Source organism: Propioniciclava tarda (assembly GCF_900182665.1).
Taxonomy (GTDB): Bacteria; Actinomycetota; Actinomycetes; order Propionibacteriales; family Propionibacteriaceae; genus Propioniciclava; species Propioniciclava tarda.
In genome coordinates this window covers 1-20,619 of the sequence record NZ_FXTL01000020.1, presented here as the reverse complement: position 1 = coordinate 20,619, position 20,619 = coordinate 1, and the positions used below count along the sequence as shown (strand labels likewise).

The window sequence follows — 20,619 nt, the reverse complement described above, 5'->3', positions numbered from 1 at the left end:
TACCCCGGTCAGCTGGGCTTAGGCGCCCCGGGCCGCGCGTACCGCCACCAGGTGAGCACGACGCACAGGGCGGCCCACACGACGCCGATCCAGTAGAACGTCGTCGCGGGCATCAGTGTCAGGCCCAGGCCGAACAGGAACGGCCCGAAGGCCGCGATGGCGCCCGTCCAGCCGATGACGCCGCCGGCCTGGCGCCGCTCGAAGATCATTGGCATCTGCTTGAACGTGGACGCATTACCTATGCCGGCGAACAGGAAGATCGCCAGCATGCCCCAGAGGAACTGGTTGAACCCGGCTTGCAGCGTCGCCGCCGAGGACGTGTTCGGCACCAGACCGCCGATGGTGTAGATGATCGAGCCGATGAGGCCGAGGCCCGAGATGAACGTCCAGATGGCGCCGCCCATCCGGTCGGTGAGCGGCGAGAACAGCACCCGCGCTCCCGCGCCGACGAGCGGTCCGAGGAAGACGAACGCGGCCGGGTCCGGCACGGCGTAGCCCTGGACCAGGATCTTGGCGGTCGCGCCAGCACCCTGGACGATGGCGGGATTCCCGGCGCCGTAGAGGTTGCCCATGAGCAGGCCGAACTGGGCCGACAGGCCCGAGAAGGTGCCGAAGGTCATGATGTAGAGCAGCGTCATGAACCAGGTATCCGGGTTGTTGAAGATGTCGAACTGCTGGCGAATGTTGGCCTTGATCGGCACCGACTTCAGGTACTGCCAGGCGATCCAGGCGCCGATCAGGATGAATGGCAGCCAGACGAAGGACGCCGCCTGGTACCAAACCTCCCGGTCCGGCTTGCCCGGCACCTTCATCTTCTGGCTCTGGCCGAGCCACCACAGCATGCCCAGGCCGATGATCCATGGCGTGAGCAGCTGGACGAGCGAGACGCCGAAGTTACCGATACCGGCCTGCAGGCCGAGGGCAACGCCCTGCTTCTTGCGGGGGAAGAAGTAGGAGGTGGACGGCATGAAGCCCGAGAAGGCGCCGCCGCCGATGCCGGCCAAGAAGGCCAGGACGAGCAGCTCCCAATACGGCGCGGTGGGCGACATCGACCGGACGCCCCACCCCAGCACGGGGAAGAACAGCAGCAGCGTCGTCGCGGCCACCATCTTGCGGGTGCCCACGATGGGCGGCAGCACCATCCACACGAGGCGCATCAGGCCGCCGGACAGGCCGGGGATGGCGGCGAGCCAGTAGAGCTGGTCCTTGGTGAACGAGTAGCCGATCGCATTGAGCTTCGGGACGATCGCGCTCGGCAGGAACCAGGCGACGAAGCACATCGTGAGCGTGAACGTCGTGATCCAGAGGGTCTGCCAGGCGAGCTTGGAGTCCCAGGTCTTCTCGTCCTCGGGGTCCCACGCTTGCAGCCACTCGTTGCCCTTGCGGGCGGGCTCTGTCGTTGCGGTCATGCGCGGACCTCCTCAGGGGTCGGTGCGGTGATGGGGGACGAGGGCACGCCGGTGTGCGGCCTCTCCAGTAGGTCGTTGAGATGCGCCGAAGAGCTTTGGTGCATGCGGTGGATCGTCCAGTGCATCCACGCGAGTGAGAGGGCGACGAAGATGGCGAGAATGCCGAACGCGGACGACCACATGCCCGTCCACTCCTGGGTGTAGGAGAACATCAGCGGCAGGAGGAATCCGCCCAGCCCGCCGAGCATCCCGACGAGGCCGCCGACGGACCCGACGTTGTCGGGGAAGTACGTCGGGATGTGCTTGAAGACGGCGGCCTTGCCGATGCCCATGGCACAGCCGACGATGAAGACCAGCAGCACGAACAGCCACAAGCTGATGTTGTAGTGCAGCAGCGCCGTCTGCGAGCCGTTCGGGTTATGCAGGACGATGTGGCCGTTCGGCATCATCAGGACGCCGCAGGCGACGAGCATGACGAAGAACGTGAAGTACATGGCCCGACGAGCCCCCCACCGGTCGCTCACCCAGCCGCCGAGCGGACGCAGCAGCGAGGCCGGGAAGATGAACGTTGCGGTCAGCAGCGCTGCCGTCTGCAGGTCGACGCCGAAGCTCTTGACGTAATAGCTCGGCAGATAGGCCGACAGCGCCACGTACGCCCCGAAGACGACGACGTAGTACAGGCTGAACCGCCAGACTCGAATGTCCTTGAGGGGCTCGAGCATCTCGCGAATGGGCTTGCCCGAGGCAGGGACGTGATCGACCTTGGGCGCCACCAGCAGGATCGCGACGGCCGTCGCGACGAGCAGCACCGCGTAGATGATCGGAATGACGCGCCAGCCGCCGGGGATGATCCCGAAGTAGGTCGCCCCCGCGGTCCCGGCGATGATCGCCGGACCGATGAACTTCGTGGCGGACGCCCCCACGTTGCCGGCGCCGAAGACGCCGAGGGCGAAGCCCTTGCGCCGCTGGCTGTACCACGCCGAGTTCCAGGCGATGCCGACGCTGAAGGAGTTGCCGACGAAGCCCACCAGGAAGGCCAGCACGAGCAGCATCGGGTAGCTGCTGGCGAAGGAGACCGCGACGGACGCCACCGCTCCCGAGAACAGCAGGAAGACCATCACCTTCTTGCCGCCGATCTTGTCGGCCAGCATGCCGGCGGGCAGGCGCCACATCGATCCGTTCAGCACGGCCAGCGAGGTGATCCAGAACAGCTCAGGGTTGCTGAGCTTGAACTCCTTCTGGATGGGGACGCCGAGGATGCCGAACATCAGCCACACCGCGAACATCAGGGTGAAGGCGATCGTCGAAAGCGTCAGGACGCGGCCGGAGCCACGCAGTTCGTGCTGGGCGGGATGGGCCTCCATTGGCTCCCCTCAAATTAGAATGAAAACAATCGTCTAAACTGGCCGCCCAGAACACTACACCCCATCCCGGACCTCCGCGAGAAATGCACCACAGGGCGCACCAGAGGGCTCGTTGGTCACGTAGGCATTCGAGCGACCCGGTGGACCCCGACCACGCCCCGGCCCGCGTCGCTCACCCCCACCAGCCGCCCCTATCCCATAATAAGTCCGCCTCATAGCCCGCGATCAGGCAGCGCCTGGTCAAGGCAGGTCAGGGCCAGCCTCAGGGACCACGCCGCCGCCACCCCGCCTCGACGAGCCGACGCTGGACACAATTCGTGACATTGACCGGCCACAACTCCTATGCTGGACGACGCGAACTCATTTTTATGTTCGATAAAGGAGTCACCGTTGACCACCGAGGCCTCGCCGATGGCGCTGCTGACGTCCCCCGTCCGCCGCGAAATCATGCAGATCCTGGGCAACCTGCCCGTCGCCAGCACCGCCGACGAGCCGCGCACGAGGGCGGAGGGCCTTACGGCGTCCGAACTGGGCGACCGCATCGGACTGCACGCGACGACCGTCCGCTTCCACGTCGACCAGTTGCTCGGCGGCGGCTTGCTGCTGGCGCATGACGTCAAGGTCAGTGTCGGACGCCCCCGCCGCCACTACGTCGCCAACCCGGGCAGCATCACCACCAGCGAGCCGGGCACCTACCGCCTGCTCGCGGGGCTGCTGGCCGACTCCTTCCTGGACGCCCAGTCCGAGGGCGTCCCCCAGACCGCGGAAGAGGCCGCCGCCCAGTGGGTCGAGCGCAACCGCGACAAGTTCGTCCCCGAGGGGCTGGGCCTGTCCCCGGCCAAGACCCCCGGGCACTTCCTCGCGAAGGCCGGCGCCCTCGTCGATGTGCTCCAGACCTGGGGCTACACCACCAAGCTCTCGACGACCGACGACGGCCAGACGGTCGAGCTCGGTCTCAACGACTGCCCGATCCGCGAGCTGGCCCAGGTGAACCCGGGCGTCGCCTGCGGCGTCCATCGCGGCCTCATCCAGGCAACGATGGCGACCCTCGGCGAAGACCGGGCCGCCATCGGCCTGGTCCCCTTCATCGAGCCAGACCTGTGCATCGCCCGCGTCTCCACCGCCCGAAACTTCCGCCACCAGGAGGAACAGTGACCGATACCCAGCGGCGTCCGGCCGGCATCGACGGCCCTCTCGCGGACGCTCTCGTCGGCACCCGGCGGTTCTTCACCAAAGCCGAGGTCAGCGGCGACAAGCGCGCCCTGTACGCCGAAGGCGGCCGAGCGGACTGGTTCTACCGCGACCGGTGGGCCTACGACAAGGTCGTTCGCTCGACCCACGGCGTGAACTGCACCGGCTCCTGCAGCTGGAAGGTGTACGTCAAGGACGGCATCATCACGTGGGAGGCCCAGCAGACCGACTACCCCTCCCCCGGCCCGGACAAGCCCGACTACGAGCCCCGCGGCTGCCCGCGCGGCGCCGCGTTCTCGTGGTACACCTACTCGCCGACGCGCATCCGCTACCCCTACATCCGCGGCGTCCTGCTCGACCTCTACCGGGCGGCGAAGGCCGAGCACGGAGATCCGGTGCTGGCGTGGGCGTCCATCGTTCAGGACCCGGCGAAGGCCAAGCTCTACAAATCCGCGCGCGGCAAGGGTGGCCTCGTGCGCGCGTCCTGGGACGAGGCGGTCGAGATGGTCGCGGCGTCCCACACCTACACGATCAAGCGGTGGGGCCCCGACCGCATCGCGGGCTTCTCGCCGATCCCGGCCATGTCGATGGTGAGCCACGCGTCCGGCGCGCGCTACACCAGCCTCATCGGCGGCTCGATGCTGAGCTTCTACGACTGGTACGCCGACCTGCCGGTCGCGTCGCCGCAGGTGTTCGGCGACCAGACCGACGTGCCCGAGTCGGGCGACTGGTGGGACGCCGGCTACCTCATCATGTGGGGCTCCAACATCCCGATGACCCGCACGCCGGACGCGCACTGGATGACCGAGGCCCGCTACCGCGGCCAGAAGGTCGTCGCGATGAGCCCCGACTACGCCGAGAACGTCAAATTCGCCGACGAGTGGCTGCCGGTCGCACCCGGCACCGACGGCGCGCTAGGCATGGCGATGGGCCACGTCGTCCTCAAGGAGTTCTTCGTCGACAAGACGACGCCGTACTTCGACGGCTACGTCAAGCAGTACACGGACCTGCCGTTCCTCGTCACCTTGGACGCCCAGGCCGACGGCTCGTACAAGCCGGGCAAGTTCCTGGTCGCGGGCGACTTCCCCAACGCCGCGCAGGACTCCGAGAACGCCATGTTCAAGCCCGCGCTGTGGGACGGCGCCACGGACGCCCCGGCTGTTCCCAACGGGACGCTCGGTCACCGCTTCGGCGAGTCCGGCATGGGCAAATGGAACCTGGACCTCGGCGACCTCGCGCCGCTGCTGACCCTCGCCGGCCCTTCGACAAGCACAGGGAACGTGCCTGCGACACGCTCAGGGACCACGGTGGCTGAGCCGGTCGAAGCCCCCACCACGGCGGCTCAGCCGGTCGAAACCGTCCGGCTGACCCTGCCGTCCTTCGACACCCCGGACGGCACCGCGGCGCCGGTGACCCGCGGCGTCCCGGTTCGGCGCGTCGGCGACCGGCTGGTGACGACGGTGTTCGACCTGATGTTGGCGCAGTACGGCGTCGGACGCCCCGGCCTGCCGGGCGACTGGCCGGCCGACTACGACGACGTCGAGGGCCTCTATACCCCCGCGTGGCAGGAGACGATCACCGGCGTCGAGGCCGCCTTGGTGGCGCGCATCGCGCGGGAGTTCGCCCAGAACGCCGAGGACACCCAGGGCCGCTCGATGATCGTCATGGGCGCGGGCACCAACCACTGGTACCACTCCGACCTGATCTACCGGACGATGCTCATGCTGACGACCATCACCGGTTGTCAGGGTCGCAATGGTGGCGGCTGGGCGCACTACGTGGGCCAGGAGAAGGCGCGTCCGATCACGGGCTGGGCGCAGATGGCGTTCGGGCTCGACTGGAGCCGTCCGCCGCGGCAGATGATCCAGACGGGCTACTGGTACATCAACACCGACCAGTGGCGCTACGACACGTTCAACGCCGACGTTCTGGCCGCGGGCGAGGTCGGCAACGGCGCCTTCGAGGGTCGGACGACCGCGGACCTGTTCGCGCAGTCGGCCCGCTCGGGCTGGATGCCCACCTACCCGACGTTCGACCGCAACCCGCTGCAGCTGGCCGATGACGCCAAGGCGGCCGGCCAGGAGGTCGCGCCGTACGTCGCGGCGTCCCTCAAAGACGGCAGCCTGAAGTTCGCCGTCGAGGATCCGGACGCCGAAGAGAACTGGCCACGCGCGCTGACGCTGTGGCGCGCCAACCTGTTCGGCAACTCGGCCAAGGGTGACGAGTACTTCCTCAAGCACCTGCTGGGCACCGATCACGCGGTGACGGCGTCCGAGGCGCCCGAAGGCCAACGGCCGAAGGACATCAACTGGCGTCCCCAGGCACCCGAGGGCAAGCTCGACATGCTGCTCACCCTCGACTTCCGGATGACCTCGTCAACCCTGATGTCCGACGTGATCCTCCCGGCCGCGACCTGGTACGAGAAGCACGACATCAACACCACGGACATGCACCCGTTCATCCACCCGTTCACGCCGGCGATCAACCCGCCGTGGCAGGCCAAGACGGACTGGGACATCTTCGGGCTGCTCGCCAACAAGCTCAGCGAGTTCGCCGTCACGCATCTGGGCACCCGCACGGACGCGGTCGCGGTGCCGCTGATGCACGACAGCCCGGACGCCATGGCGACCCCGCACGGGCAGGTCCGCGACTGGAAGACCGGCGAGGTCGACCCGATCCCGGGCGTGACGATGCCGAAGATCATCGCCGTCGAGCGCGACTACACCAAGATCGGCGAGAAGTACGGCTCGATCGGACCGGTCCTCGACAAGCTCGGCACCACCACCAAGGCCGTGACGGTCGACGTGAACTCGGCCATCACCTACCTGAAGGGCCGCAACGGCGTCCGGACGGGGGTCGGGCCGAGCGACGGGCGTCCGAAGCTGGACAACGGAATCCAGGTGGCCGAAACCATCATGGCCCTGGCCGGCACGACCAACGGGCACCTCGCGACGCAGGGCTTCAAGACCCTGGAGAAGCGGACGGGCATCCAACTGCACGACCTGGCCGCTGAGCACGAGGGCAAGATCATCACCTTCGCCGAGATCGTGGGGCAGCCGACGCCTGTCATCACGTCGCCCGAGTGGTCGGGCTCCGAGACCGGTGGACGCCGCTACTCGCCGTTCACCATCAACGTCGAGCGGCTGAAGCCCTGGCACACCCTGACCGGACGCCAGCACTTCTACCTCGACCACGACTGGATGCAGGCGCTCGGCGAATGCCTGCCGACCTATCGCGGTCCGCTCAACATGACGCACCTGTTCGGCGAGACGCCGCTGGGCGAGACGAACGCGCTGGGCGTCTCGGTGCGCTACCTGACCCCGCATTTCAAGTGGGCGATCCACAGCCAATACCAGGACAACTGGTTCATGCAGCAACTGTCGCGCGGCGGGCAGCAGATCTGGATGTCGGTCGAGGACGCCGAGAAGGTCGGTATCGCCGACAACGACTGGGTCGAGCTCGTGAACCGCAATGGCGTCGTGAACGCCCGGGCGATCGTCTCGCACCGCATGCCGAAGGGGACGATTTATATGTACCACTCCCAAGATCGGCTCATCGACGTGCCCCTGACCGAGAAGAACGGACGCCGCGGCGGCATCCACAACTCGCTGACGCGGATCATGATCAAGCCCTCTCACATCATCGGCGGCTACGCGCAGCTGGCGTTCGCCTTCAACTACCTCGGACCCACGGGCAACAACCGAGACGAAGTCACGATGATCCGCAAACGCTCGCAGTCGGTCGAGTACTGAGAAGGGGACTTTCGACATGCGCATCATGGCTCAGATGTCGATGGTGATGAACCTCGACAAGTGCATCGGCTGTCACACCTGCTCGGTGACCTGCAAGCAGGCTTGGACCAACCGCACGGGCACCGAGTACGTGTGGTTCAACAACGTCGAGACGCGCCCGGGGCTCGGCTACCCGCGCCGCTACGAGGACCAGGAGAAGTGGAAGGGTGGCTGGACGCTCAAGCGCAACGGACGACTCGCCCTGAAGGGCGGCGGCCGCCTGCACCGCCTCTCGATGATCTTCGCCAACCCCAAGATGCCGGGCGTCGACGACTACTACGAGCCCTGGACCTACGACTACGAGACCCTGCTCAACGCCCCGGCGCAGAAGAACTTCCCGGTGGCGCGTCCGCACTCGATGTTGTCGGGCAAGCCGATGCAGGTGAAGTGGGGCGCCAACTGGGACGACGACCTCGGCGGCACCTACGCCACCGGCGCCGACGACCCGATGCTCAAGGGCATCGCCGACAAGGTGAAGTTCGAGTTCGAGCAGACGTTCATGTTCTACCTGCCGCGCATCTGCGAGCACTGCCTCAACCCGAGCTGTGCGGCGTCCTGCCCGTCGGGCGCGATCTACAAGCGCACCGAGGACGGCATCGTCCTGGTCGACCAGAACAAGTGCCGCGGCTGGCGCATGTGCATCTCGGGCTGCCCCTACAAGAAGATCTACTTCAACCACTCGACCGGCAAGGCCGAGAAGTGCACGTTCTGCTATCCGCGGATCGAGGTCGGCATCCCGACCGTGTGCTCCGAGACCTGTGTCGGACGCCTCCGCTACATCGGGCTGATGCTCTACGACGCGGACGGGGTGCTGGCGGCGGCGTCCGCGAAGAACGATCAGGATCTGTACGAGGCGCAGCGCGGCGTCTTCCTCGACCCGCGTGATCCGGCGATCGCCGCCGAGGCCGAACGCCAGGGCATCCCGGTCGACTGGATCGAGGCGGCCAAGAAGTCGCCGGTGCTGCGGCTGATCGTCGACTACAAGGTGGCGCTGCCGCTGCATCCGGAGTACCGGACGATGCCCATGGTCTGGTACATCCCGCCGCTGTCGCCCATCTCGGACGCCCTGCGCAACTCCGGCCACGACGGCGAGGACGCCAACAACCTGTTCGGCGCGATCGACGCGCTGCGCATCCCGATCGAGTACCTGGCCAACCTGTTCACGGCCGGCGATGTGGCGCCCGTGCGGCGCGTCCTCGACAAGCTGGCCGCCATGCGGTCGTTCATGCGCGACGTCAACCTTGGACGCCCCGAGCAGGAGTCCATCGCTGCCGCGGTTGGTATGACGGGCGCCGAAGTCAAGGAGATGTTCCGGCTGCTCGCGATCGCCAAGTACGACGAGCGGTACGTGATCCCGACCGCACACCGCGAGCAGGCGCACGCCCTCGAAGAGCTGGCCACCGACTGCCCGGTGGGCGGCGGCGGCTCGGGTGGGGCGTTCGGCTCGGGCTCTGGTGGGCCGGTGCCGGTCGCGATCCAGACCTTGCGCGAGACCAAGGCCCGCATGCAGGCCGACGAGATGAGCCAGGTGCCGGGATCGGTGTCCTACCTCACCTGGGACGGCAAGGGCATGCCCGGCAAGGCCACCCCGGACGATGTGGCCGACCGGAGCGGCATTCCTGGTGCCGAGTCCGAGCGACCGGTGACGGGCCCGAGCCTGGTCCATGCCGGCGAGGAGGAGCCCGGCGTCCCCGGCGTCGTCGACCCGCGTCCGGATCAGGGCGAGCGATGAGCCGGGCCAAGCGTGATCTGACGGTGGCGTCTCCCGACCGAGCAGAAACCGCCCTTCTGGCTGGTTCGCAAGCGCGGTCCGGCGACGTCGCCGGCAAATCCGGCTTCGGCTCGTTCGTCGGCGGCGTCCTCGGCCTGCGGAAGAAGTCGAAGCCGGCGCTGTCGGCGTCCGACCTGGCGACGGCCTGGCAGTCGGTCTCGGTGCTGCTGGACTACCCGACCGAAGCGACCGTCGCCGCGGCGCCGGTGATCATCGCGGCGTCCGCTCGACTGCCAGAGCCCATCCGGACGCCGCTGGTGCGGCTCGCGACGCACGTGGCGGCGTCAAACCTGGCGACGCTGCAGGCGCAGTACGTGGCCACCTTCGACCACACCCGCAAGTGCGCCCTACACCTGACCTACTACGCCTTCGGCGACACCCGCAAGCGGGGCGTGGCGCTGGTGCGGTTCAAGCAGGCCTACCGCGCCGCAGGGCTCGCGATCGGCGACGACGAGCTGCCCGACCACCTGTGCGTCGTGTGCGAGGCGGGGGCGTCCGGGGCGACCGACATCGCCTGGAAGCTGCTCACCGAGCACCGCGCCGGCATCGAACTGCTGCGTCTGGCCCTGACCGACAAGGGCTCGGCCTGGCTGGACGGGGTCCTCGCCCTCATCGCCACCCTGCCGCCCCTCGACGGCGACGGGGAGGCCGCGGTGGCCCAACTGCTCGCTGAGGGACCCCCCGGCGAGGAGGTCGGCATGGACGCCTACGCCCTCGATCCCCGCCTCAATCCCCATCCCGCCGCCGACGCCGAACTCGATGCTTCGACAAGCTCAGGGCGGGCCTCAGCAACCGCGAGGAGCTACGCATGAGCACCTTTCTCTGGGTCGTCTTCCCCTATCTGGCGCTGGCCACGTTCGTCGGCGGACTGATCTGGCGCTACCGCTACGACCAGTTCGGCTGGACGTCACGTTCGTCCCAGCTCTACGAATCCAAGCTGCTGCGCATCGGCTCCCCGCTGTTCCACGTGGGCCTCCTCATCGCGTTGATGGGGCACCTGATGGGCCTGGTCATCCCCAAGACCTGGACCGACGGCCTCGGCATCGAACAGCACCTCTACCACCTGTTCGCCGTCGTCGGCGGACTGGTGTCAGGCGCGATGATCGTGGTCGGCTTCGCCATCTTGGTGTTCCGCCGCCGGACGACCTCGACCGTCTTTCAGGCCACGACCTGGAACGACAAGCTGATGTACCTGCTGCTCGGCCTCGTGATCGCCTTCGGCATGTGGAACACCCTCTCGACCGCGCTGGACGTCTCGCACGATGCCTACAACTACCGGCTGGGCGTCTCGCGGTGGTTCCGCAGCGTGTTCATGTTGCGTCCTGACGCGAGCCTGATGGTGGACGCCCCCCTGCAGTTCCAGGTGCACGCCGTCTTGGCGTTCCTGCTGATCCTGGTCTGGCCGTTCACGCGGCTGGTCCACGTGTTCAGCGCGCCGATCGGCTACCTGACCAGGCCATACATCGTCTACCGCTCGGCAGGCGACGGGCCCGGCGGGCGTCCCGGATCGGGCCTCGGCGTCCCCCAGAAAACGTGGGACTCCCCCACCTCGAAGCGAGGCTGACATGACGACAGAAACCGACGAGCGCGTCCGGCACGACCTGGACGACGCCCTGTGGCGTCCGTGGATCGATCGGGTCGCGGACGCCCTCGGCGTGGACGCCGCGGGGGTGGACGTGGAGCTCATCCACTCGCTGACGCGCGTGGTCGCGCACGAGTTCCAGCGGCCGATGGCGCCGGTGGCCGCCTACATCCTCGGGCTCGCCGTCGGGGCGCACGGACGCCCCGCCGACGAACTTCGGGACGCGATCGTCGACGTCGTCCGCGAGTCGGCGACCCGGTAAGCCAGCTCGGGCGGCCCGGTGGGCCGCCCGAGGGCACGTCGCCGGGTCAGGCCAGGAAGTCGATCGTGTGCTCCTGTCCGCGGAACTCGTAGGTGTCGCCCAGGCGGAGGCCCTCGATCGCGGCGTAGAGCGGCGCCTCGGTCGAAATCGTCTCGTAGGTGACGCCGTCGACCTCGAACGGTTCGCCTGAGATGCCGACGACATCGCGGTGACCGTCGATGCCCACGATCGCCCCCGGCCGCACCACGTCGGTCAGGGAGAAGTCGATCTGCTCCAGGATGTTCAGGTCGAGCCGCTGCGCGTAACCCTGCTCGGAGAAGATGCCGGCCAGATCGCCGTCGGTGTCGGCCTGCCAGGTGGCGTCGATGTCGTGGCTCTCGTCCTCGTCGACGGTGGCGGCGGCGCTGGTCGCGGCGACGTTCGTCGTCCACGACTCGGCGGCGGCACGCGCGCGAGCGACCCATTCGTCTCGAACCCGCTGCTTCGCTGCCGCGGTCATGGTGTCGGTCATCGTCAACTCCGTCCCTGTCGGGGCCTGGGTGGCCGGGCCGTCGATCGGCCTACTCGTTCGGGCTAGTCTGCCCCAGGTCGGGGTCTTGTCGTAGGGTGGCGCGATGGATCTCCCCCTTCCGCTCGTCTCGCCCGTGCCTGAGCTGTCGGACGCCGAGCGGTACCGGTACGCGCGGCACCTGACCATCCCCGAGATCGGCGAGCTGGGTCAGCGGCGACTCCGCAACGCGCGCGTCCTGTCGATCGGGGCGGGTGGGCTGGGCTCTCCCGCGCTGCTGTACCTGGCGGCGGCCGGGGTGGGCACGCTGGGCATCGTCGACAGCGACGTGGTCGAGATTCACAACCTGCAGCGTCAGGTCCTGCACGACGAGGCGTCCGTCGGGGTGGCGAAGACGACGTCGGCGTCCGCGCGGCTGACCGGGATCGACTCCGGGGTTCGGGTGGTTGAGCACCTCGTCCGGCTGGATGCCGAGAACGCGCCCGGCATCTTCGCCGACTACGACGTGGTGCTCGACTGCACCGACAACTTCGCCGCCCGCTACGTGATCAACGACGCGTGTGTCGCGTTGGGGCTGCCGGAGGTGTGGGCGGCGGTGTTCCGGACGTCGGCCCAGGTCTCGGTGTTCTGGTCCGCGGTCGGCGGCCCCCAACTGCGGGACCTGTTCCCCGAGGTGCCGGACGCCTCCGCGAACGCCGAGGTGATCGGTGCCGGGGTGCTCGGGGCCATGACGGGCCAGGTCGGGGCGATGATGGCCGCCGAGGCTATCAAGCTGATCACTGGGGCCGGCGAGCCGTTGGTCGGCCGCGTCGCCTACCTCGACGTGCTGGGCGCTCGGATCCACGAGATCCCGCTGCGTCCCCGGGCCTGATCGTGACCGGCCCGGACGACTCGGCCACCGAACGGCCGCCTCCGCCTGGACGCCTCAGCGGCGCGCGTCAGCGAGACTCCGTTGCGCCCGCGGACCTGACCGTCACCGGTCCGGACGACTCGGCCGCCGTCCGGACGCAGCCTCGACGTCCTCAAGGGAATCGGACCAGGGCTCCACGAGCTCTCGCGGCGGCCGCAGCGTCGGCCACCCCCCGGCCACCTCGCGCAGTGGCCCACACCGTGGTCAGGGCGGTGCTCGGCGTCCTCGGGCTCGCCTTGATCGCCAACGCTGCCTGGCTGGCCATGACGGCGAACCGGAACGTGGGCATGGCGCTCGTGGCGGCGTCCGGACTGTTCTTCTTGATCTGGGCGGCGGCCTACCGCCGCCTGCCGCGGCTGCTGCACGTGGTCGCCACGCTGCTGACCGCAGCGATGGTGGGGCTGGCGGGCTTCCTGGGCTGGTCCGGGACGCGAAACACGGTCACCTACCGCGAGGACGCGGTGGTCGTGCTGGGGGCCGCGGTGCATGGGTCGACGTTGTCGCCGACGCTCGAGCGACGCCTGGACGCCGCGCTGGCGTACCACGCCCTCAACCCGCACGCGCTCGTGGTGGTGACGGGCGGCCAGGGTCCGGGCGAGGACCTGCCGGAGGGCGACGCGATGCGCGCGTACTTGGTCGCGCACGGCGTGCCGGAGGCGTCCGTGCTGGTCGAGGACCGGGCGACCTCGACCGAGGAGAACTTCGCGTTCTCGCGGCGCCTGCTGGACGCCACGCTGCCCGCCGGGTACTCCGTGGCCTTCGTCACGAGCGAGTTCCACGTCGTCCGGGCCGAGCGGATCGCGGCGGCGTCCGGGCTGAAGGCCACCCACCTGAGCTGCCCCACGCCGTGGTACTTCTGGCCGACGAACTACCTACGCGAGAGCCTGGCGCTCGCGGCGTCCCTGCTCTGACTAGCGCGGACGCGCCTGCTCGACCGGCGGATGCTCCGCCCGGAACGCGTTGACCGGGTGCTCGCTCGGGTAGCCCAGCAAGAAGCCGGTGATCAGCTTGTAGTCCTTCGGCACGTCGAACTCGGCGTCCACCGGATGCCGCCACGTCGTCAGGACGCCCAGGGCGCACGACCCGAGGCCGTGCGCCGTCGCCGACAAGAACAGGGTCTGCAGCATGAGTCCGGCGTCCAGGGCGGCGAAGGGCATCAGGCCTTCGTGCACGAACACGAAGCCCACCGTCGGGGCACCGTGGAACTCGAGGTGACGCTGAGCCTTGGCGTCGCGGGCGGCGCGATCCTCGCGGGCGATGCCCAGATGGGTGTACAGACCCTTGCCCACCTTGACGCTGCGCTCGCGCAAGGCGTCCGGGTAGCGGCCCCAGGTCTTGTAGTCGGCGTCCGGCCAGCGGCGCAGCAGCGTGGCCCTGAGGATCGCGGCCGGCTCCTTGCGCTGCAGCGGCAGCGCCTCGGTGAAGGCCTTGACGTAGGCGTCCTTCAGTCGGTCCTTGCGCTCACCGGACGCGACCGCGAGGCAGTACGGACGCGTGTTGCTCCAGCTCGGCGAGAAGGCGGCGTCGCCGAGGATGGCGTCCAGGACGGCGTCCGGGATGGGGTCGGGGCGGAAGTCCCGGACGCTGTAACGCTGCCGCGCCAAGGCGGAGAAATCTTCTGCGAGCACCCGCGCAGTCTAGGCGCGCGCGGGCGGACACATCGGTGGCGACCGGGTCGCCCGGAGGCGGCGGGCGTGGTAGAACCGACGGGTGAACGAGCCACGCCCCACGCGGACGGTCGAGCAGTATCTGGACGAGGTCCTGAGCCTGGTCGCGCCCCTCGACGACGTCTTCATGGAGCCCTACACCCGAGCCGCCGGGCTGACGCTCGCCGAGCCGGTCACGAGCCGCGGACCGGTCCCGGCGTTCACCAACTCGGGCATGGACGGGTTCGCGGTGCACGGTGACGATCTCGCGGTGGGGGCGGTTTTGCTCGAGGTCGCGGACGTGCCCGCAGGGTCGTCCGAGGACCCAGCCGTTGGATCCGGCCAGTGCGCGCGCATCATGACGGGCGCGCCGGTGCCGACCGGGTGCGACACGGTGATCCAGCGCGAGCTGGTGACCGAGGCTGATGGCAGCATCGTGGTCAACGAGGTGGTGCCGGCGGGCGCCAACGTCCGGCACCCTGGCGAGGACCTGGCCGTCGGCGACGCGGTGCTGGCGCCGGGCCACGTCCTGGACGCCCGCGCGCTGGCCCTGGTCGCCGCCTGCGGACGCGACGAGGTGGCCGTCGTGCGGCGTCCGATCGTGAACGTCGCCTCGACCGGCGACGAACTCTCGCCTCCCGGACGCGACCTCGCGCGCGGTGAGATCTACGAGTCGAACTCGACGTTCCTCGCCGAGGCCGCCCGCCGCGACGGGGCCGAGGTGCTGAGGGTCTCGGTGTTGCCGGACGATCCGGACGCCTTCGCCGCCGGCCTCGACGCCCTCGCCGAGCACGCCGACCTGGTCGTGCTCTCGGGAGGGGTGAGCGTCGGCGACTACGACGTCGTGCGGATCGTGCTGGCCGAGCGCGGCGACGCGCAGTTCCGGGCCGTCTTCATGCAGCCCGGCAAGCCCCAGGGATTCGCGCGGTGGCGGACGCCGTCCGGCCGGGTCGTGCCGGTGCTGGCGCTGCCCGGGAACCCCTTGTCGGCGGCGGTGAGCTACGAGCTGTTCGTGCGTCCGGTGATCGATCGGCTGCAGGGTCGTCCGGCGCGGACCTGGTCCGCGGCCGTCGCCGACGACACGTGGTCGTCCCACGCCGGACGCCGCCAGTTCGTCCCCGTGAGTATCGAGACCGACGCCGACGGCGTCCGACGCCTGCGGCGGGCGCACCGGCGCGGGTCGGCGTCCCACATGGTCAGCGCGCTCGCGCTGGCCGACGCGCTGGCGTCCGTGCCGGAGGACGTGACGTCCGTGCAGCCCGGCGATGTACTGCTGACAAGGAGCTTGGCATGAGCGACCAGCCGTTCACCCATCTCGACGGAGCCGGGCAGGCGCGGATGGTCGACGTGACCGCCAAGACGCCGACGGTGCGCGCGGCGACGGCGGCCGGATCGGTGCGGTGCTCGCCGGAGACGGTCGCGCTGCTGCGCGACGGGTCCGTGCCCAAGGGCGATGTGCTCGCGGTCGCGCGGGTCGCGGGGATCGCGGGGGCGAAGAAGACGCCCGAGCTGCTGCCGTTGGCGCACATCATCGGCGTGCACGGCGTGACGGTCGATCTCACCATCACCGACGCCGGGGTGGACATCGTGGCGACGGTTCGCACGGCCGACCGGACCGGCGTCGAGATGGAAGCGCTGACCGCCGTCGCCGTGGCCGCGCTGAACGTGATCGACATGATCAAGGGCCGCGATCGCGGCGCACACATCGCCGACGTCCGGCTGCTGGCCAAGGAGGGCGGACGCTCGGGAACGTGGACCCGAGATGAGTGATCGGCACGACCCCGAGGGGCCGCTGGCCGCGGGCCGGGCACCGCTGCATCGGACGCAGACCGACAGCCTGACTGAAAGCCCGGTGGACGTGGTGTCCGGCGGCGAGCGAGGCAGCTCCCTCGGCCATGGAGCGTCGGCGCTGAAGTACGACGCGATCATCCTCGCCGGGGGGCGCGGATCCCGGCTGGGCGGCGTCTCGAAGGCTGACTTGGTCGTGGGCGGCGTCCGGCTGCTCGACCGGGTGATCGCCGCCGTCCCGGATGCGGCGACCGTCGTGGTCGTGGGTCGCGTGGACGTGCCCGACGGCGTCCGGCTGACGCTCGAAACCCCCGCCGGCAGCGGACCGGCAGCCGGCCTCGTCGCCGGCCTGGACGCCATCCCCGAGCCGGCGCCCTGGACGCTCGTCCTGGCCTGCGACCTCCCGGACGCGCCCGCGGCGGTCGCGGCGCTGCGGGCAGCGGCGTCCGAGGGCGGGTCGGCCTATGCGCTGCGCGGGCGCGATCAGCACCCGCAGTGGCTGCTCGGCCTCTACGACAGCGCGGCGCTGCGGCGGGCGGCGGCCGCGTACGGTGACCCCAGGAACCGGTCGGTGCGGGGGATGCTGGGCCCGCTTGAGCCGGAGTTGGTCGCGGCGGACGATGCGTCCGGCGACGACCTCGACACCTGGGCCGATCACGCCCGCTGGAATGCTCACCTGAGAAGGAGAAACGCGATGCGTCAACCAGAAGACCGCGACACCTGGGCACCGTTCGTCGAGCGTGCGTGCGCGGCGCTCGGAGTCGATCCGGCGCTCGTCGACATGGAAGCCGTGCTGGACATGACCCGCGAGATCGCGCACGCGGGCGCGCGTCCGATGGCCCCGGTGAGCGCGTATATTCTCGGGATCGCGGTCGGCCGCGGGGGTGACCCCGAGTATCTACGCCGAGTCTTGGAAGATGCCGCGAACGCCGCACCCACACCCCAGGAGGACGTCTGATGGCCACCATCCGCTACTTCGCCGCTGCTGCGGCTGCGGCCCAGGTCGGGTCCGAGATGCGGGTCGCCGATACCCTCGGAGCGTTGCTCGACCAGCTCACCGACGTCCACGGCGAGGACTTCGCCAAGGTCCTGGGTCGCTGCTCGGTCCTGGTTGACGGAGCCCGCAGCGAGGATCGCGACCTAGCTCTGGCCCCGACCGCGACCGTCGACATCCTCCCGCCCTTCGCCGGCGGCTAGGCGGAATCTTCGGATTGCTGGCGGGATCGGGTATCGCCTAGCGAGACCGCATCCGCCAAGAATCTGCGGAAGAAGTGATCCACAGGGTGCCAAGAAATGGCTTCTGGCGCCCCCTGTGAAGACGTGTTCGCCCATAACCTCCCCCCGTCCCTCGTGCGCCTCTTGACCCTTCAGGAGTACGTGACGTCGCGAGAGCAGGCGCTCGCGGCGGGGCTTCCACACGCCAGGCTGCACCGCCTCGTGGCGGCGAACCTGCGTCGAGGACACGGTTCTCGACCTGGGCAGCACCCTGCCCGTTGACGACCTGTGTCGTTTGAGTGCCGACGTATGCCTCTTTGAGAGGTGGCGGAATTGGTATCGCCTAGCGATACTTTTCCCGCCATCAATGGGCCAGTGGTGTCAACCGCCGATCGCGCTCATCGGACGCCTCGGCTGCAGGAAACCCGGCTCGTTGATGCCGTGCCCGGGCAACTTCGCCACCAGGCACGACACGAAGATCTCCGCCAGTTCCTCATCGGACGCCCCCGCGCGCAGGGGTCCGCGCAGGTCCGACTCGTCGCGGGCGAACAGGCAGTTGCGCACCTGACCGTCGGCGGTGAGCCGCAGCCGGTCACAGGCCCCGCAGAAGGGCATCGTCACCGAGGCGATGACGCCGACCGACCCGGGTCCGCCGTCCACGAGCCAGCGCTCCGCGGGCGCTGCCCCCCGCCCCGCGATCGGCGTCAGCGCGAACGCCTCACCGAGCCGGGCCAGGATCTCCGCGCCGGTGATCATCTCGTCGCGCCGCCAGGTGTGGCCGGCGTCCAGCGGCATGTGCTCGATGAAGCGCAGCTCATGCCCGGCATCCACGGCCCAGCGCACGAGGTCGACGGCCTCGTCATCGTTCACCCCGCGCATCAGCAGCGCGTTGACCTTGATCGGCGCCAGTCCGGCGGCGCGCGCGGCGTCCAGCCCGGCGAGCACGTCAGCCAGCCGATCGCGCCGCGTCAAGGCCTTGAACCGCTCGGGCCTCAGCGTGTCCAACGACACGTTCACCCGCGTCAGCCCGGCGTCCGCCAGCGGCTCGGCGAGCCGGGCCAGCCCGATGCCGTTGGTCGTGATCGACACCTCCGGACGCCCACCGTCCGGGGTAGTCAACGCCGCGATCCGGGCGACGATCTCGACCACGTCAGGACGCAACAGCGGCTCGCCCCCGGTCAGCCGCACCTCGGTGAGCCCCAGCCCGACTGCGACGCGCACGATCCGCATCAGCTCGGCGGGCGTCAGCAACGTCTCGCGCGGCAGCCACTCGACGCCCTCGGCGGGCATGCAGTAGGTGCAGCGCAGGTTGCAGTGATCGGTCAGCGAGATGCGGAGGTCGCGATGGACGCGCCCGTGCGTGTCGACCAACCGCCCGGCGACCTCAGCCATCGGCGTCCAATCCGAGGTTGGACCAGACGGTGCGTCCGGACGCCTCCTGCTGGTGCTTCCAGATCGGCAACTCGGCCTTGATGCGTTCGACGAGCTCCTGGCAGACGGTGAACGCCAGCCCGCGGTGCCCGGTGGCGACGTGCGCCACGAGAGCGGCGTCGCCGACGACGAGGCGTCCGATGCGATGGCCGACGACGACCAGGGCCTCGCCCTCGGGGTCCAACTGGGTCACCACCGAATCGGCGATCTCGCGGATGATGCGGCCCGCGTCCGGATGGCACGTGTAGTCGAGCGAGACGACCTCGCCGGACGCCTCCGGGTCGTGGTTGCGGATGACCCCGTAGAAGGACGCCACCGCCCCCACGGCCGGCGACTCGACGGCCAGCAGCATGCGGTCGGAGTCGATGGGCTGGTCGGTGACGAACGCCTCCAGGACCGGCATCAGTGATCGCCCCCAGCCAACTGGTCGAGGATGTGCGGCACGAGCGGCAGCAGCACCGCCAGCCCCTCCTCGACGGCCACCGGCTTGCCGGGCAGGTTCACGATGAGCGCTCCGGGCGAGTCCGGCGTCGCGTCCACGACCCCGGCGAGACCGCGCGTCAGCGCCCCGAACGGCGTCGTGCGGACGGCGTCCGCGCGGAGCAGTTCGGCGAGCCCCGGCAGCTCGCGATCGAGGACGTCGAGTGTGCCCTCGGGCGTCCGGTCGGTCGGGGTCACGCCGGTGCCTCCGGAGGTCACGATGAACCGCGCCCCGGACGCCAGCCCCCCAAGCAGCGCCGCACGCACAGATTCGGCGCCGTCCGGCACCAGCGCTCGGGTCACCTCGTACCCGGACCCGGTCAGCACTCGCTCCGCCAGCAGCCCGGACGTGTCCTCCCGCACGCCGGCGGAGCACCGGTTCGACACGGTGATCACATGGGCCAGCACACGGAACTCAGACACCCGGCCACCGTAGCAAACCGCCCCACGAACACCACGACCTGCCGATTCCCGCACGCGACCGTTCTCGCCCTGGCAGCCGGGATGCCTCGCCACCACCGGACGTCTCCCGTCGCGACCATCCTCTTGCCCGGACCCGCCTCAGCTCACGCCGCGCAGGTCCAGAATGGACGCCGTGCCGTTGTCGCCGCCGTCCGTCGCGTTCACCATCGCCGCCGTCACCGCCGAGGACGCCGAGGCGTACGTCCGGGCCCACATCGAGTTCCTGGCGCACACCTACGAGCCCATCGCCGGGGCCGCGTTCGGGGACGCCCGCCGCGCCGAGTTCGACCAACGGATCGCCCACCTCCACGACGACATCGCCGAGACGACCAGCGCCGACGCGGCCGGACGCGAGCCCTTCCGGCGCCACCTCATCGCCCGCGACAGCCGCGGTGACGTGATGGGGGTCGCCTCCGCCGGTCTCGGGGCCGAGGAGTGGGAGGAGCCGCACCTCGGCGAACGCTGGTTCAAGGCGTCAACCGACGTCGTGCTCTCGCACCTCTACACGGCGTCCCACACGCACGGCACCGGCCTGGGCCAAGCCCTCCTCGACGCGGCGCTGCCGGGTCGGCGTCCGGCGTATCTCTGGGTCTACGACGAGAACCGGCGCGCCGTCCGGTTCTACGAGCGCAACGGTTTCGTCCGCGACGGGCTCTGCTCAGACTCGGGCGAGTCGTGGGGCTCGCGTCCGATGTCGCGGATGCACCGCCTCTAGGAGCCTGCTGAACAAGGCGTCTATCTGACGGCGGGTTGGTCGTGGGTGGCGGGTGGGTCGCCGTCGCGGCTGTCGAGCGGCGAGGGTGAGTCAG

The 20,619-nt window shown here is 69.5% G+C and carries 20 protein-coding genes; 13 read left to right on the top strand and 7 right to left on the bottom strand.

The genetic code is table 11. The features are described 5' to 3' along the window. Positions 1 to 8 precede the first annotated feature (8 nt). Both FN821_RS12600 and FN821_RS12595 read right to left on the bottom strand, forming a co-directional pair. On the bottom strand, positions 9 to 1,409 hold the full coding sequence (locus FN821_RS12600; RefSeq protein WP_131172907.1) for an MFS transporter: 1,401 nt from the start codon (positions 1,407 to 1,409) through the stop codon (positions 9 to 11). Then, positions 1,406 to 2,773 carry an MFS transporter gene (locus FN821_RS12595; protein ID WP_131172906.1) on the bottom strand — a complete coding sequence of 456 codons (1,368 nt, stop codon included), beginning with the start codon at positions 2,771 to 2,773 and terminating at the stop codon, positions 1,406 to 1,408. Before FN821_RS12595 ends, FN821_RS12600 begins: the two co-directional genes overlap by 4 nt. A gap of 390 nt (positions 2,774 to 3,163) precedes the next feature. On the opposite strand from FN821_RS12595, the gene FN821_RS12590 reads away from it, so the two are divergent. From FN821_RS12590 to FN821_RS12565, 6 genes are read left to right on the top strand one after another with little or no spacing between them, the layout of a single operon-like run. Continuing rightward, complete coding sequence (locus FN821_RS12590; RefSeq protein ID WP_165489368.1) at positions 3,164 to 3,928, top strand: helix-turn-helix transcriptional regulator; 765 nt, start codon at positions 3,164 to 3,166, stop codon at positions 3,926 to 3,928. After that, complete coding sequence (locus FN821_RS12585) at positions 3,925 to 7,716, top strand: nitrate reductase subunit alpha (protein WP_241660251.1); 3,792 nt, start codon at positions 3,925 to 3,927, stop codon at positions 7,714 to 7,716. The genes FN821_RS12590 and FN821_RS12585 overlap by 4 nt, the downstream gene beginning before the upstream one ends. 16 nt (positions 7,717 to 7,732) lie before the next feature. Further along, positions 7,733 to 9,487 carry a nitrate reductase subunit beta gene (narH, locus tag FN821_RS12580; protein ID WP_131172904.1) on the top strand — a complete coding sequence of 585 codons (1,755 nt, stop codon included), beginning with the start codon at positions 7,733 to 7,735 and terminating at the stop codon, positions 9,485 to 9,487. Then, positions 9,484 to 10,338: a nitrate reductase molybdenum cofactor assembly chaperone gene (gene narJ, locus FN821_RS12575; protein WP_131172903.1), complete on the top strand. Its 855-nt coding sequence runs from the start codon at positions 9,484 to 9,486 to the stop codon at positions 10,336 to 10,338. The genes narH and narJ overlap by 4 nt, the downstream gene beginning before the upstream one ends. Next, positions 10,335 to 11,090 carry a respiratory nitrate reductase subunit gamma gene (narI, locus tag FN821_RS12570; protein WP_131172902.1) on the top strand — a complete coding sequence of 252 codons (756 nt, stop codon included), beginning with the start codon at positions 10,335 to 10,337 and terminating at the stop codon, positions 11,088 to 11,090. The genes narJ and narI overlap by 4 nt, the downstream gene beginning before the upstream one ends. Position 11,091: 1 nt before the next feature. After that, positions 11,092 to 11,370 (top strand): DUF6457 domain-containing protein, encoded by a 279-nt coding sequence (locus FN821_RS12565; RefSeq protein ID WP_131172901.1) that lies wholly within the window; start codon positions 11,092 to 11,094, stop codon positions 11,368 to 11,370. Positions 11,371 to 11,416: 46 nt separating this feature from the next. Here FN821_RS12565 and FN821_RS12560 read toward each other — a convergent pair whose 3' ends face one another. Then, on the bottom strand, positions 11,417 to 11,881 hold the full coding sequence (locus FN821_RS12560) for a hypothetical protein (protein WP_131172900.1): 465 nt from the start codon (positions 11,879 to 11,881) through the stop codon (positions 11,417 to 11,419). A 103-nt stretch (positions 11,882 to 11,984) separates the two neighbouring features. Between FN821_RS12560 and FN821_RS12555 the strand changes: the two genes are divergently transcribed. After that, entirely contained in the window at positions 11,985 to 12,749 is a 765-nt protein-coding gene (locus FN821_RS12555; protein WP_131172899.1) for a HesA/MoeB/ThiF family protein, read from the top strand. Positions 12,750 to 12,976: 227 nt separating this feature from the next. Next, positions 12,977 to 13,699 (top strand): YdcF family protein, encoded by a 723-nt coding sequence (locus FN821_RS12550; RefSeq protein ID WP_131172898.1) that lies wholly within the window; start codon positions 12,977 to 12,979, stop codon positions 13,697 to 13,699. On the opposite strand, the gene FN821_RS12545 is transcribed toward FN821_RS12550, so the two are convergent. Further along, on the bottom strand, positions 13,700 to 14,416 hold the full coding sequence (locus FN821_RS12545) for a nitroreductase (protein WP_131172897.1): 717 nt from the start codon (positions 14,414 to 14,416) through the stop codon (positions 13,700 to 13,702). A gap of 82 nt (positions 14,417 to 14,498) precedes the next feature. On the opposite strand from FN821_RS12545, the gene FN821_RS12540 reads away from it, so the two are divergent. The 4 genes from FN821_RS12540 to FN821_RS12525 are packed head-to-tail and all read left to right on the top strand — an operon-like array spanning position 14,499 to position 17,419. Beyond that, on the top strand, positions 14,499 to 15,728 hold the full coding sequence (locus tag FN821_RS12540; protein WP_206662117.1) for a molybdopterin molybdotransferase MoeA: 1,230 nt from the start codon (positions 14,499 to 14,501) through the stop codon (positions 15,726 to 15,728). Continuing rightward, entirely contained in the window at positions 15,725 to 16,204 is a 480-nt protein-coding gene (gene moaC, locus FN821_RS12535; RefSeq protein ID WP_131172896.1) for a cyclic pyranopterin monophosphate synthase MoaC, read from the top strand. Before FN821_RS12540 ends, moaC begins: the two co-directional genes overlap by 4 nt. After that, positions 16,197 to 17,180 (top strand): NTP transferase domain-containing protein, encoded by a 984-nt coding sequence (locus FN821_RS12530; protein WP_131172895.1) that lies wholly within the window; start codon positions 16,197 to 16,199, stop codon positions 17,178 to 17,180. Before moaC ends, FN821_RS12530 begins: the two co-directional genes overlap by 8 nt. Next, the gene (locus FN821_RS12525) at positions 17,180 to 17,419 is read left to right on the top strand and encodes a MoaD/ThiS family protein (RefSeq protein WP_131172894.1); all 240 of its coding nucleotides are present in this window, start codon (positions 17,180 to 17,182) and stop codon (positions 17,417 to 17,419) included. Before FN821_RS12530 ends, FN821_RS12525 begins: the two co-directional genes overlap by 1 nt. A gap of 399 nt (positions 17,420 to 17,818) precedes the next feature. On the opposite strand, the gene moaA is transcribed toward FN821_RS12525, so the two are convergent. The 3 genes from moaA to FN821_RS12510 are packed head-to-tail and all read right to left on the bottom strand — an operon-like array spanning position 17,819 to position 19,771. Further along, complete coding sequence (gene moaA, locus FN821_RS12520) at positions 17,819 to 18,829, bottom strand: GTP 3',8-cyclase MoaA (RefSeq protein WP_131172893.1); 1,011 nt, start codon at positions 18,827 to 18,829, stop codon at positions 17,819 to 17,821. Then, positions 18,822 to 19,271, bottom strand: a complete 450-nt coding sequence (locus tag FN821_RS12515; protein ID WP_131172892.1) for a molybdenum cofactor biosynthesis protein MoaE — start codon at positions 19,269 to 19,271, stop codon at positions 18,822 to 18,824. Before FN821_RS12515 ends, moaA begins: the two co-directional genes overlap by 8 nt. Continuing rightward, the gene (locus FN821_RS12510) at positions 19,271 to 19,771 is read right to left on the bottom strand and encodes a MogA/MoaB family molybdenum cofactor biosynthesis protein (protein ID WP_241660250.1); all 501 of its coding nucleotides are present in this window, start codon (positions 19,769 to 19,771) and stop codon (positions 19,271 to 19,273) included. The genes FN821_RS12515 and FN821_RS12510 overlap by 1 nt, the downstream gene beginning before the upstream one ends. A gap of 172 nt (positions 19,772 to 19,943) precedes the next feature. Between FN821_RS12510 and FN821_RS14785 the strand changes: the two genes are divergently transcribed. Further along, positions 19,944 to 20,525 carry a GNAT family N-acetyltransferase gene (locus FN821_RS14785; RefSeq protein ID WP_165489367.1) on the top strand — a complete coding sequence of 194 codons (582 nt, stop codon included), beginning with the start codon at positions 19,944 to 19,946 and terminating at the stop codon, positions 20,523 to 20,525. Positions 20,526 to 20,619 lie beyond the last annotated feature (94 nt).

Coding starts and splice junctions, on each gene's coding strand:
- FN821_RS12600 (WP_131172907.1), bottom strand. CDS start 1,409: ATGACCGCAACGACAGAGCCCGCCCGCAAGGGCAACGAGTGGCTGCAA.
- FN821_RS12595 (WP_131172906.1), bottom strand. CDS start 2,773: ATGGAGGCCCATCCCGCCCAGCACGAACTGCGTGGCTCCGGCCGCGTC.
- narH (WP_131172904.1), top strand. CDS start 7,733: ATGCGCATCATGGCTCAGATGTCGATGGTGATGAACCTCGACAAGTGC.
- narJ (WP_131172903.1), top strand. CDS start 9,484: ATGAGCCGGGCCAAGCGTGATCTGACGGTGGCGTCTCCCGACCGAGCA.
- narI (WP_131172902.1), top strand. CDS start 10,335: ATGAGCACCTTTCTCTGGGTCGTCTTCCCCTATCTGGCGCTGGCCACG.
- FN821_RS12565 (WP_131172901.1), top strand. CDS start 11,092: ATGACGACAGAAACCGACGAGCGCGTCCGGCACGACCTGGACGACGCC.
- FN821_RS12560 (WP_131172900.1), bottom strand. CDS start 11,881: ATGACCGACACCATGACCGCGGCAGCGAAGCAGCGGGTTCGAGACGAA.
- FN821_RS12555 (WP_131172899.1), top strand. CDS start 11,985: ATGGATCTCCCCCTTCCGCTCGTCTCGCCCGTGCCTGAGCTGTCGGAC.
- moaC (WP_131172896.1), top strand. CDS start 15,725: ATGAGCGACCAGCCGTTCACCCATCTCGACGGAGCCGGGCAGGCGCGG.
- FN821_RS12530 (WP_131172895.1), top strand. CDS start 16,197: ATGAGTGATCGGCACGACCCCGAGGGGCCGCTGGCCGCGGGCCGGGCA.
- FN821_RS12525 (WP_131172894.1), top strand. CDS start 17,180: ATGGCCACCATCCGCTACTTCGCCGCTGCTGCGGCTGCGGCCCAGGTC.
- moaA (WP_131172893.1), bottom strand. CDS start 18,829: ATGGCTGAGGTCGCCGGGCGGTTGGTCGACACGCACGGGCGCGTCCAT.
- FN821_RS12515 (WP_131172892.1), bottom strand. CDS start 19,271: ATGCCGGTCCTGGAGGCGTTCGTCACCGACCAGCCCATCGACTCCGAC.